9 protein-coding genes, 2 tRNA genes and 1 pseudogene are annotated in these 11,973 nt (G+C 36.1%); 4 read left to right on the top strand and 8 right to left on the bottom strand.

Translation table 11 applies throughout. The features are described 5' to 3' along the window. Window positions 1-6 precede the first annotated feature (6 nt). Window positions 7-747 carry an RDD family protein gene (locus tag IPM14_18005; protein ID MBK9099949.1) on the top strand — a complete coding sequence of 247 codons (741 nt, stop codon included), beginning with the start codon at window positions 7-9 and terminating at the stop codon, window positions 745-747. 7 nt (window positions 748-754) lie between these two features. Here IPM14_18005 and rsmI read toward each other — a convergent pair whose 3' ends face one another. Beyond that, on the bottom strand, window positions 755-1,438 hold the full coding sequence (rsmI, locus tag IPM14_18000) for a 16S rRNA (cytidine(1402)-2'-O)-methyltransferase (protein ID MBK9099948.1): 684 nt from the start codon (window positions 1,436-1,438) through the stop codon (window positions 755-757). A 72-nt stretch (window positions 1,439-1,510) separates the two neighbouring features. Next, a complete protein-coding gene (locus IPM14_17995; GenBank protein ID MBK9099947.1) occupies window positions 1,511-2,845 on the bottom strand; it encodes an L-lysine 6-transaminase in 1,335 nt (444 codons plus the stop codon). 350 nt (window positions 2,846-3,195) lie between these two features. On the opposite strand from IPM14_17995, the gene IPM14_17990 reads away from it, so the two are divergent. The 3 genes from IPM14_17990 (at window position 3,196) to IPM14_17980 (ending at window position 6,164) form a co-directional block, all read left to right on the top strand. Beyond that, window positions 3,196-3,618 carry an Rrf2 family transcriptional regulator gene (locus IPM14_17990; GenBank protein ID MBK9099946.1) on the top strand — a complete coding sequence of 141 codons (423 nt, stop codon included), beginning with the start codon at window positions 3,196-3,198 and terminating at the stop codon, window positions 3,616-3,618. Between the two features lie 20 nt (window positions 3,619-3,638). Beyond that, entirely contained in the window at window positions 3,639-5,171 is a 1,533-nt protein-coding gene (locus IPM14_17985; GenBank protein MBK9099945.1) for an aldehyde dehydrogenase family protein, read from the top strand. A gap of 276 nt (window positions 5,172-5,447) precedes the next feature. Then, window positions 5,448-6,164, top strand: a complete 717-nt coding sequence (locus tag IPM14_17980; protein ID MBK9099944.1) for a hypothetical protein — start codon at window positions 5,448-5,450, stop codon at window positions 6,162-6,164. On the opposite strand, the gene IPM14_17975 is transcribed toward IPM14_17980, so the two are convergent. The 6 genes and pseudogenes from IPM14_17975 to IPM14_17950 all read right to left on the bottom strand — a co-directional run bounded on the left by IPM14_17975 (window position 6,161) and on the right by IPM14_17950 (window position 11,890). Continuing rightward, window positions 6,161-8,272 (bottom strand): carboxy terminal-processing peptidase, encoded by a 2,112-nt coding sequence (locus tag IPM14_17975; GenBank protein MBK9099943.1) that lies wholly within the window; start codon window positions 8,270-8,272, stop codon window positions 6,161-6,163. The genes IPM14_17980 and IPM14_17975 overlap by 4 nt on opposite strands. A gap of 111 nt (window positions 8,273-8,383) precedes the next feature. Continuing rightward, window positions 8,384-9,688 (bottom strand): adenylosuccinate lyase, encoded by a 1,305-nt coding sequence (locus tag IPM14_17970; protein MBK9099942.1) that lies wholly within the window; start codon window positions 9,686-9,688, stop codon window positions 8,384-8,386. Beyond that, window positions 9,685-10,877 (bottom strand): annotated as a pseudogene (locus tag IPM14_17965) (trypsin-like peptidase domain-containing protein). The gene IPM14_17970 and the pseudogene IPM14_17965 overlap by 4 nt, the downstream one beginning before the upstream one ends. Beyond that, entirely contained in the window at window positions 10,874-11,506 is a 633-nt protein-coding gene (locus IPM14_17960; protein MBK9099941.1) for a glycerol-3-phosphate acyltransferase, read from the bottom strand. The pseudogene IPM14_17965 and the gene IPM14_17960 overlap by 4 nt, the downstream one beginning before the upstream one ends. 183 nt (window positions 11,507-11,689) lie before the next feature. Continuing rightward, window positions 11,690-11,763, bottom strand: a tRNA-Cys gene (locus tag IPM14_17955). Window positions 11,764-11,817: 54 nt separating this feature from the next. Next, a tRNA-Gly gene (locus IPM14_17950) sits at window positions 11,818-11,890 on the bottom strand. Between the last annotated feature and the right edge of the window lie 83 nt (window positions 11,891-11,973).

Raw genomic sequence — 11,973 nt, 5'->3', positions numbered from 1 at the left:
TCTACTATGTCAACTATTGAAATCCAGACAACACAAAACGTAAACATTGAATACCCGGTTGCCAGTATTGGTGAAAGAATTGTTGCAGCAATCATAGATGTGCTTATAATGGTAGGGTATGTACTTGCAGTTTTTTTTCTTTTTATCTGGCTGCTAAATGCTACAGAAGGCTCAGCTTTTTATTTTCCGGTAGCATATGGTGTGATTTTCTTTTTGCCTGTATTTTTTTATCATCTTCTTTGTGAGACTTTTCTTAATGGACAATCATTTGGCAAAAAAATAATGAAAATGCGGGTTGTGAGACTTGATGGAAGCCAGGCTGGAATCGGCAGTTTCTTTTTAAGATGGATATTGTCTCCGATAGATTATTTTCTCTACGGTGCAGTCGGAATTGTTACAATGCTGGTAAACGGAAAAGGACAAAGACTTGGTGATCTTGCTGCAAACACTACTGTCGTCAAACTAAAAACCGAAGCGAAGCTTGACGATACAATTTTAAGAACAACACCCATCAATTATGAGATAAAATTTCCGCAGGTAACAGCTTTGAGTGATAAGGATATCGCTATAATAAAGGAAGTGTTGGATATGAATTATAAGAATCCTGATATTTTTTTATACGAGCAGATGCTTCAAAAAACCAAAGCTGTAATCGAAAAGAAAATTGGAATAAGTTCAACATTGCGAGCAATTACTTTCCTGGATACCATTCTGAAGGACTATAATTATTTAGTTGGTGGACAGTAGGAATATTTTAAAATGATTTCCACTCTTTATTAGCAATCACCACAACAAATTCTCCCTTAATTGTTTTCTCGTTCATCTTCTCTTTTAATTCAGCTGGAAAACCGCGCCAGGTTTCTTCAAATTTTTTTGTCAGCTCTCGTGATATAACTACATATCGGGAAGGGAAGTATGCAACTAATTCATCGATCAACTTCTCAATTCTATGAGAGGATTCATATAAAACAATTGTTCTTTCTTCTTCAGAAAGTCCTTGCAGTTTTTTTTGTCTTCCTTTTTTTTGAGGAAGAAATCCTTCAAATACAAAAGAATCTGTCGGAAGTCCGCTGATTGTTAATGCGGCGATTAAAGCGGTTGCTCCGGGAATCGGTGATACCTCAATGTTATTTTTTATTGCTTCGGAAATTAATCGAATTCCCGGATCTGAAATTGCTGGCGTACCAGAGTCGGAAACTAATGCATAGCTTTGTCCTAACTTTAGTCTCTCAATTATTGGAGGGATTTTTTTTGATTCACTTACCGCATTAAAAGATATCAGCTGCTTTATGATATTGTACTGTTTAAGAAGCACAGATGTAACGCGGGTATCTTCACATAAAATAAAATCTACTTCATTAAGTGTTTCAATTGCACGGAGTGAAATATCCTTTAGATTACCGATTGGTGTACTTACTATATAAAGTTTGCCTGTCATTGCTGTAAAAATAGTTTAAAACAAGAACGGCTCCAACCTGGAGCCGCTCTGTGCAAGTAGTTAATCCTATTTTTATTTATTGGACGACATAATTCTAAGAACTTTCTCAATTATCTGCAAGCCCTCTTCGAGTTCATCATCTGTGATATTAAGCATCGGTCTGAATCTTATCGTCTTTACTCCGCAGCCGAGAATAAGCAGTTTTTCTTTCTCACAAGTTTCTCTGAAATTATTTCTAAGTTCAGGAGTAGGGAAGTCAAATGCACAAAGTAATCCCAATCCTCTTGCATTACTGATCAGATTCGGGAAAGCGGATTGAATTTCATATAGCCTGTTCAACAGATATCTGCCTCGATTTGCAGAATTATCAACAAGCTTTTCCTCTTTCATAACTTCAAGTATTTGTGTAGACCGAACCATATCAACAAGATTTCCTCCCCAGGTAGAATTAATTCTACCGGAAAGCTGAAAACAATTATCTTCAACTTCATCAATTCTTTCAGAAACCATTATTCCGCATTGCTGGGATTTTTTACCGAAAGCAATTATATCTGGCTGAACAAAATGTTCGTGAGCCCAGAATTTTCCTGTTATTCCAAAACCAGTCTGTACTTCATCGAACATTAGTAAAATATCATTCTCAAGAGTGATGTCCCTGAGTTCCTGTAAGAATTCTTTTCTAAAGTAATTATCTCCTCCTTCACATTGAATGGGTTCAATTATAAGAACGGCAATATCATCAGGATTATTTTTTATTGCTGATTTGATTTCCTGTATTGCCTGATTTTCAAGCTTAATTATTTCGTCAAGATGGTCCTCTATTGGGAAAGTTACCTTTGGATTAGATATTCTTGGCCAGTTGAACTTCGGGAAATATTTAACTTTATTTACATCAGTGTTGGTCAATGACATCGTGTAACCGCTTCTTCCGTGAAATGCTTCTCTGAAATGAATTACCTGCTGACCCTTCTCTTCCTTATAACCTTTTTTAAAATTCTTTCTAACCTTCCAATCAAAAGCTGCTTTTAATCCATTCTCTACTGCAAGAGCACCGCCATCAATAAAGAACAGATGTTTCATATAATCCGGTTTTGCAATTTTCCCGAAAGTATCAACAAAATCTGCCATCAATGTAGTGTAAATATCAGAATTTGAGGGACGGTTTACTGCAGCATAGCCTAGTAAATCTCTTACTTCCATAGAATTAAGTTTTGCATGGTTCATTCCCAATGGATTGGACGCAAAGAAAGTAAAGAAATCTATGTACTCGTCACCGTTCCTTTCGTCAACAATTTTATTTCTGTAGCTGTTCTTTAAATCCAGTACGAGATGAAAACCATCAGCCAGCATGTATTTACTGATAACTTCTCTTACTCTTTCAGCGGGGTTAATAGTTTCTGTAATCATATAATCACCTTAAAACTTTAAAATGTAAAAAAATATTTGCAAGAATTGTGCAACGGGAATCTATTCCCGTTTGAGTAGCAGAGGAGTGAATTAAAAAACGGATTCGTAAGCTGAAGCAAAATAGCTTCTATGCCTTAAAGAGAATAATGTAAGGATTGTATGTAAAAATGATATTTTCATAGTAAAATTCACTGATGCAAAAATAGGAAAACCAAAGAGTATATTCAATCTTTAATATCGATATTGATTCATAAATAAATTCGCTTTAATGCAACAATTGAATGATTTCTAAAAGTAATTTTGAATTTCACTTACAATTTGTTACACTTACAGTAACAAATTAAAAAATTATGTCTGCTTCCACAAAATTATCAACCTCCGTCAAAGCACTTTGCTATTTAGAGCAAGTTAGTCCAAATCCAGTTTCAAGCGCCGAGATTGCTGAAGTAATAGGAATTAATTCTTCGAAGCTTCGAAGAATTCTCTCGATGCTAACAAAGAATGGTATAGTCGAAAGTAATTCTGGTACTACCGGTGGTTTTAGATTAAAGAAATCACCTTCCGAAATTCATCTGCAGGAAATCTATTGTGCAATAGAAGACAGAAAAGCATTTCATCTTGATGTGAGAAGGGAATCTATTAAAAAAAATAGCTTACCGGAAAAGTTGAATTCATACTTTCTTGATTTATTTGCGGAAGTTCAGGTGGACATTGAGGATAAAAGGAAAAAGATAACATTGCAGTCAATAATAAATAAACTAAATTCAAATTAATAAAACTAATCGGGGTCAATATGGAATTCTTAAAAAATTTAGGTATAAGTAAAACAAATTTCGGCGCATCAACAGGGCAAAAGTGGATGCAGACAAAATCCGAAGGTGAATTGAAAATTCATTCACCGGTTGATGGAAAGTATATCGCATCTGTCTACCAGGGATCAGAGAAGGATTATGAAAAAATAATCAAGAGTATGGAAGAAGCATTTCTTTTCTGGCGTGAAATGCCAGCACCTGCTAGAGGAGAAATAGTGCGTCAGATAGGATTAAAGCTCAGAGAATACAAAGAACCACTCGGGAAACTTGTTTCTTATGAAATGGGAAAATCTCTCCAGGAAGGTTTGGGCGAAGTTCAGGAGATGATTGACATTTGCGATTTCGCAGTTGGACAGTCAAGACAGCTTTATGGATTTACGATGCAATCAGAAAGACCAATGCACCGGATGTATGATCAATACCATCCTCTTGGAATTGTTTGTACTATTTCTGCTTTTAATTTTCCAGTTGCTGTTTATTCCTGGAACGCGATGCTTGCTGCAGTATGCGGTGATGTAAATATCTGGAAACCTTCATCGAAAGTGCCGCTAAGCGCAATCGCAACACAAAATATTATTGCAAAAGTTCTGAAAGAGAACAATCTGCCTGAAGGAATTTTTACACTGATTGTTGGTAAAGGTTCTACTGTTGGTGAAAGAATTTTAAATGATAAACGGGTTGCAATGGTTTCAGTAACCGGTTCAACAAGAGTTGGGAAGCATGCTGCTGAAGTCGTTTCTGCAAGATTCGGAAAAACAATTCTCGAATTGGGAGGAAATAATGCTATCATCATCACTCCCGATGCAGATCTGAAAATAGCCATTCCAGCAGTTGTATTCGGTGCAGTTGGAACAGCAGGTCAAAGATGCACTTCTACACGAAGATTAATAATTCACGAATCAATCTATAATAAAGTTAAAGATTCATTGCTTAAAGCTTATAAAAGTCTGAATATCGGCGATCCTTTAAATCAGAAAAATCATATGGGACCACTTATTGATAAAAATGCTGTGAATGATTTTACTAATGCTTTGAAACGTGTGAAGAAGGAAGGTGGTAAAGTGATATTTGGCGGTAACGTTCTCAGCGGAAAAGGTTATGAGTCAGGCTGCTACGTTTCTCCTGCAATTGTCGAAGCTCAAAATCATTATGAAATCGTTCAGGAAGAAACTTTCGCACCGATACTTTATATAATGAAATACAAAAAAGATATTGACGAAGCTATCGCATTGCAAAACGGTGTAGTTCAGGGATTGTCATCTTCCATATTTACCAACAACTTGAAAGAAGCCGAAAGATTTCTCTCCTGTGCTGGATCAGATTGCGGTATCGCTAATGTGAATATTGGAACATCAGGCGCTGAAATTGGCGGTGCATTTGGTGGTGAAAAAGAAACAGGCGGTGGAAGAGAATCAGGTTCGGATTCGTGGAAAGCATATATGAGAAGGCAAACAAATACAATTAACTTTGGATCTAAACTGCCTTTGGCGCAGGGAATAAAATTCGATATCTAATTTTTTACCCTCGTGGTATTTTTGTAAGGAACGGGAATTTTTTTCCGTTCCTTTTTTTATGTAATAATGTTATCCAAATTTTACCGCTTCATTCTTTATATCAATACGAGATATTTTCAGGAAATTTTACCTGAATAATTTGGAACGATCTGCAATTCTTTCTTAGGATTGTATCAATTCAATAAAGACTCGACATCAACGACTCTGCAAATCCTTTGGCAGGCTTTTAGTATAAATCATAACTAAAAGTGACATTAAAAAAATACTGAAAGCAAAATGACTACTCTCGATCTAAAAAAACTGACTTCCTGCGGCTCTGATTGGGAATCCAACCAATATAAACTACTTATCAAAGTAAAAGAGTGGTCATTGAATTTCAATAAGAATAAATTATTTCCTTCCATTGAAGAATCCATACAGCTCAATCTGGCTTTAGAGGATCTTTTGCGAGAAAATATTGAGTGCAAGCTTTGGTTTGATAATGAAATAAGGGGAAGGAAAATAAATGAACGAGTTGTAGTGTATGAAAAGGCTCATCAGGTTGGTCACCAGTTAGACAAACTGCTTAATTTTATTGATTGGGCACTGCAACTGAACAGACCAGTACTCGAAGAGGGAAGAATCATCAAAAATTTCGTTGAAGAAAATCTTGTTATCAATCGTATATCAAGAGTAGAAAAGAATTATCATGGGAAAGGATATTACAGTCTTCCTGATAATAAAAATAGTTTATTAAATATCTATCTTTATGAAATTATCTGGGATTGGACACAGGAGAATTTATATCAGCGGATAACTTCAAATCTGGTGCGTTCAATTCCATTTTCTTCGGTTGGTGATTCGGTTAATGATATAATGCTGAACTTTATAACTTATTCCAAAGAAATGCACGAACCAGTCGCATTTATGATTCAGTCGGAAATTGATTTTCCCTTTAATGAAACTATGTTCCCGATTGCTGAAGAAAAATTGCTAAAACATCTGTGCAGTTAACGCACTTGCGTTAGTCCATTCGAGAGATCAATCATATCAGTTAATATCATAGCTGTTTCGGTAAGAAATATATCATTATCTTCATCTTTTTTCTCTGGCACCTCACCTTTTTCCAAAAGCTTTAATCCTTTCTTCTGACGTCTCTCATTTTCCCGCTGAAATTCTAATTCTTCTTCGGCGTCTTTCTTTTTCTTTCTTACTTCCTCATTCAATGAAATATATTTCTGATTTTTATTCACATTGTATTTATCTATGTCTTCTTGAAGAAACTGGAATTCAATGTCATCTGCTCTACGATTTTCGGATTCTTCTTTCAGCTTCGGAATATATTTATCCAGGCTGCTGAATAATGTATAGTCGGTGGCATCAATTTGATCCCACGGTAAAGCTGAAGTCTGAGAACTTTCGCCAAACTCCTGCGGATCGATGTAAGAGGGAAATGAGATGTCTGGAACAACGCCGAGATTTTGAGTGCTTCCACCATTTATCCGGTAATACTTAGCAATCGTAAGTTTTAATTGTCCGAATTTATTGCTAGCATTTCTAGATACTTGATTTAGATTTATCAGGTTTTGCACTGTACCTTTTCCGTAAGTTTGTTCTCCAACCACAATTCCTCGCTGGTAATCCTGTATTGCAGCTGCAAATATTTCTGATGCTGATGCACTAAATCTGTTTACCATTACAGCAAGCGGTCCGCTATAAATCAAAGATGGATCAATATCTTCTCCGACTTCAATCATACCATCAGCATTTTTAACCTGTACAACAGGACCATTTTCTATAAATAAACCGGTAACGTCAATTGCTTCAGACAGAGCGCCACCGCCATTATTTCTAAGATCTATGACAACTCCATCGACTTTTTCCTGATTTAGTTCCTCTAAAAGTTTTTTGACATCTACAACAGTACTTTTTGAGTTTTGTTCTCCTTTCCTGCTGCCATCAAAGTCTGTGTAAAAATTAGGTATGGTAATGACACCAATTCGATATGCCAATCCGTTATTTTCAACTTCAATAATTTTTTTCTTTGCAGCCTGATCTTCCAGCTTCACTTTTTCTCTTACTAAACTTATTTCTTCAGGTTTTGCATCAACTCCATTTTTGGCTCTGAGAATTTGTAATCTAACTCTAGTCTCTTTCGGTCCTCGAATGAGCTTTACAACTTCGGTGATTCGCCAGCCAATCACATCAACAAATTGTCCGGTGTCACCTTGTGCAACGGCAATAATTCTGTCATCAACTTCAATTTCTTTTGACTTGAACGCCGGACCTCCGGGAATTACTTCAACCACTTTTGTGTATCCGTCCTCGCTCATCAATCTTGCACCAATTCCTTCGAGCGAAAGGCTCATATCGATCTTAAAATTTTCGGAGGTTACAGGTGACAGATAATTTGTATGCGGATCAATTGAGCTTGTGTATGCATCCATTGCAATCTGAAATACATCTTCGCTGTTGTACTGGTACAACGCCCTTGTGAAATTATCATATCTTTTTTTAAGATTTGTTTTAATCTCCTCATCAGTCCTTCCGGCAAGGTGCAATGCCAGGGCATCATTCTTGACTCTACCTTCCCATAGAGCATTCATTTCCTCGTTAGATGAAGCCCAGCTGGAGTTTTCCCTGTTTATTTCTGCTGAGTCATTTTCAGTGAAATTGAATCCTTTAGCAAGCACTGTATCTACATAATCCATGCGCTCTAGCATTCTTTCTTCATAAACATTGAAGATGTCAAAGAATGGTTGAATATCACCTTTCAGGATGTAATCATCAAATGAATATCTGTCCTTTTCAAACGTACTGATATCAGATTCATAAAAGTAAACTTTACTGTTATCCAGTGTTTTCAAATATTTATCAAAAATTATTGATGATAGGGAATCATCAATAGTAAAATCCTTGAAATGATATCTTGACAGCATTGTTGTAACAAGCTGATTTTCAAGCACGAAATGATTTTTTGGCTCAACAACACGGAGTGTATCTGAATACTGCTCTTCGGTAGCATCACTTTTCTTGGATTCAGCAAGGAAAAAATTAGCTGCAATTATTATCAGGATGATTATTGGAAAAAACTTCATAGCTATTATTATTTTATTGTTCATTAATTAGATTACTTAATTCAAGTGGTAATTAGTAACTGATGGTTAAATTAACAATGCAAATTTAAGTAGTGAATTTTACCTGCGATAAGCATTGTTTGGTATGATATCAGACTAATCCTCAGAGTATATGCTTCTTTGGAAAATATAATCGACGTTTTTCAAAATCTTATCCGGATTAAAAATATCATTAAGCTCTTTTTCGGATATGTAATTCATTACTTCTTTTGATTTTAATAATTCATCTTTAAGAAATTTATCCTTATTTGCCCAAACATCCATTGCTGCACTTTGAACAATTCGGTAAGCGTTCTCTCTTGTTATTCCTTTATCAATCAACTTGAGCAATACGGTTTGAGAGTAAACCAATCCTCTTGTGAGGTTAAGATTTCTAATCATATTCTCATGATAAATGAGTAGATTTTTAATCAGCTTTATCATCAGATCGAGCATATAGTTGAGAGCGATGCAGCTATCCGGAATAATAATTCTTTCAACAGATGAATGAGAAATGTCGCGTTCATGCCAGAGTGCAACATTTTCCAGTGCAGCAATTGCATTTGCACGAAGCACTCTTGCGAGACCAGTGATCCGTTCACTGATTACTGGATTTCGTTTATGCGGCATTGCAGATGAACCCTTTTGACCTTTGGAAAAATATTCTTCAGCCTCAAGTACTTCTGTTCTTTGCAGATGTCTTATCTCGATAGAAATTTTTTCAAGAGTTGCACCAATAACCGCAAGTGTGTTCATAAACTCCGCGTGTCTGTCTCGTTGAATTACCTGTGTGGAAACACTTGCCGGTTTCAAGCCCATTTTGTTACAAACAAATTCCTCTACTTTTGGGGAAAGATGTTCGAAAGTTCCAACAGCTCCGGAAATCTGTCCAACGCGGATAGTGTCAATTGCGTTTTGAAGTCTTTTAATATTTCTTTTTGTTTCTTCGTACCAAAGAGCAAATTTGAGACCCATTGTTGTAGGTTCCGCATGTATACCGTGAGATCTGCCGATACATATTGTATTTTTATGTTCGATTGCTCGTGTCTTTAATGTATTTTTCAATTGAAGCATCTGGTCCAGGATTATTTCACCTGAAGATTTCATTTGGTAGGCGAGGGTAGTATCTAAAATATCCGATGAAGTCATTCCATAGTGAATATGCCGGGATGCAGGTCCAACATACTCAGCAACATTAGTTAAGAAAGCGATGACGTCGTGTTTTGTTGTTTCTTCAATCTCTAAAATTTTTTTTACATCGAATGCTGCTTTTTCCTTAATTATCTTCAAATCTTCTTCGGGTACTTCACCCATTTCTTTTCTTGCTTCGCAGGCAAGAATTTCAATTTTCAACCAGGTGGAAAATTTAAATTCTTCTTCCCATATTTTGCCCATTTCGGGCAGAGTGTATCGGCTTATCATCCTTTTACCAATTTCATTTTTTTAGATAATTCTTCTTCATCTCTAATTATTTTAAGCGTGACTGTTTGTCCAGCCCTGAATTCATGAAAGACACTGAAGATTGTATTCTCATTATTAATTTTATATCCCTCAACTTCGAGTATGATGTCACCGACTTCAATTCCACCCTTTTCTGCAGGAGTATTAGGATAAACTTTAGTTACAATAACTCCCTTTACACTTTTAAGATGATAGTATTGTGCAATTCCTTCATCAATGGTTTGTATTCTCATCCCGATCTCGAAATTTCTGTCGATGCTTCCTTTTTCCTTAAGTTCCTCCACTATTCTTTTCACTTTATTTATTGGAATTGCAAAACCGAGTCCAATACTGCCCGTGTTTCCTCCAGCGGTGAAAATCAATGTGTTCATACCAATTACCTGACCTTCACTATTGACTAACGGACCACCGCTATTTCCGCCATTGATAGAAGCATCAGTTTGTATCATGTTCAGGTAATAACGATTGTTAATAGCATCGAGGTTCATCCCTGTTGCACTGACTACACCGACAGTTACTGTTGGTTTATCATTAAGTTCAAATAATCCAAACGGATTACCAAGTGCGATTACCCATTCACCGATTATGATGTCATCAGAGTTTCCAAGTAGTACATAAGGAAGATCTTCTCCGTCAATTTTAAGAAGACAAATATCACTAGCAGTATCTGCGCCAATTAATTTTGCATCGAATTGACGTCCGTCAGTAAGTGTGACAGTTATTTTTGTTGCATTGCCAGCAACGTGGTCATTCGTAACTATGTATCCATCTGATGAAATAATATAACAGAACCTAATCCTTTAACTTCACGGTTGTATGTTCCGCGATTACCAAAAAATCTTTGGAAGAAAGGATCGTCGAAGAATGAGAAGAAAGGATCTTTGTATTCTCTAATTTCAATAACGTTTATTCCAACAATCGCAGGACTTACATTCTTTACTGTCTCGGTTATTATATTTCTTCTTGATGCTGTTATCTCATCATTATTTTTAGTTTTCTGATCCTGAAACTGTGCAAAGGCAATGTCTGAATTATTTTCTGAACCTATTGAAAAGCTAATGATGTTCAGCTTCGCACTTACATAAACTGCAGCAATCAATAATACAACTATTAGACTTGCAGCAATTATAGTTTTAGTTCCGTTATTCATTTTTTAAGCTTCCAATTATTTTTTTGTATTTCAATCAGTTCTTTTAGTGGATCAATGTGCTTGATAAAAATTATTATCAAGATTGAACTGCTGACCATTAATAATAAATCAATTCCCGGTGAAATTGGATAAGTATACTTAACCGCAATATTACTCGTTCCAAACAAAACCAGGAGAGAAAAAACAGTTGCAGTAATATTAGCCAAAAGAATATCTTTTCTCATTATAAAAAAGATTACCCAGAGCACTGCCCAAACTACAAGTAAATACGGGAATATTATCGCAGCTCCTCCAGCAGCAGTTGCAAGTCCACGTCCTCCTTTAAATTTAATCCATGGATTGTAGCAATGACTGAAAACGGCAAATAGCAAACCAAGGGCAGGGAATAGATAGTTATCCGGAAAAATGAGTGCAGGAATAACCACGCTCAATATTCCTTTTATGAAATCAATTAAAAAAACAGAGATACCAATTACTTTTGAATTGGTTACTTCGAAGGAATTCATTGCGCCTACATTTCCTGAACCAGTCTTTGTAATATCCAGACCTTTTGTCCTTCGCAAAAAAATGTATGCGGTTGGAAAGGAACCAAGTAAATAACCTATTACTGAACTTAAGAGATATTCCATAAAATTTGAGTGATTGATGCAATAAATTTAATGATTTTGTATAAGAATTTTTAGGTAAGAAATCTATTTGATAAGAGCGGCAGTCAGATCTGCCGGAAGGCAGATTCGCCCGAAAATTTTTGAGAATATAAAACTTCGAGGAAAGGTTCTGTCTGAGGGATAAATCAGTTGAGAAAAAATTTGAGGCGGCGGTCAGATTCGAACTGACGAATAAAGGTTTTGCAGACCTTCGCCTTGGACCGCTTGGCAACGCCGCCTTCAAAAATTCGGAAACCCAACTTCTCTGCGAAATTGGGTTTCGAATTGAATTGAGCGGGAAACGGGACTCGAACCCGCGACATCAACCTTGGCAAGGTTGCGCTCTACCAACTGAGCTATTCCCGCATAATTTCAAATTAAATAAGAACAATTATCAGAACGATTTCGGGGCACAAATATAATATCAGTATCCTTTCTAATCAAATAAG

Source organism: bacterium (assembly GCA_016716565.1).
In the GTDB taxonomy this organism is placed as follows: Bacteria; Bacteroidota; Ignavibacteria; order Ignavibacteriales; family Ignavibacteriaceae; genus IGN2.
This window is presented reverse-complemented; position numbering and strand designations above follow the sequence as displayed.

Coding starts and splice junctions, on each gene's coding strand:
- IPM14_17970 (MBK9099942.1), bottom strand. CDS start 9,688: ATGATAAGCCGATACACTCTGCCCGAAATGGGCAAAATATGGGAAGAA.
- IPM14_17975 (MBK9099943.1), bottom strand. CDS start 8,272: ATGAACAATAAAATAATAATAGCTATGAAGTTTTTTCCAATAATCATC.
- IPM14_18005 (MBK9099949.1), top strand. CDS start 7: ATGTCAACTATTGAAATCCAGACAACACAAAACGTAAACATTGAATAC.
- IPM14_17995 (MBK9099947.1), bottom strand. CDS start 2,845: ATGATTACAGAAACTATTAACCCCGCTGAAAGAGTAAGAGAAGTTATC.
- IPM14_17985 (MBK9099945.1), top strand. CDS start 3,639: ATGGAATTCTTAAAAAATTTAGGTATAAGTAAAACAAATTTCGGCGCA.
- IPM14_17960 (MBK9099941.1), bottom strand. CDS start 11,506: ATGGAATATCTCTTAAGTTCAGTAATAGGTTATTTACTTGGTTCCTTT.
- IPM14_17990 (MBK9099946.1), top strand. CDS start 3,196: ATGTCTGCTTCCACAAAATTATCAACCTCCGTCAAAGCACTTTGCTAT.
- rsmI (MBK9099948.1), bottom strand. CDS start 1,438: ATGACAGGCAAACTTTATATAGTAAGTACACCAATCGGTAATCTAAAG.
- IPM14_17980 (MBK9099944.1), top strand. CDS start 5,448: ATGACTACTCTCGATCTAAAAAAACTGACTTCCTGCGGCTCTGATTGG.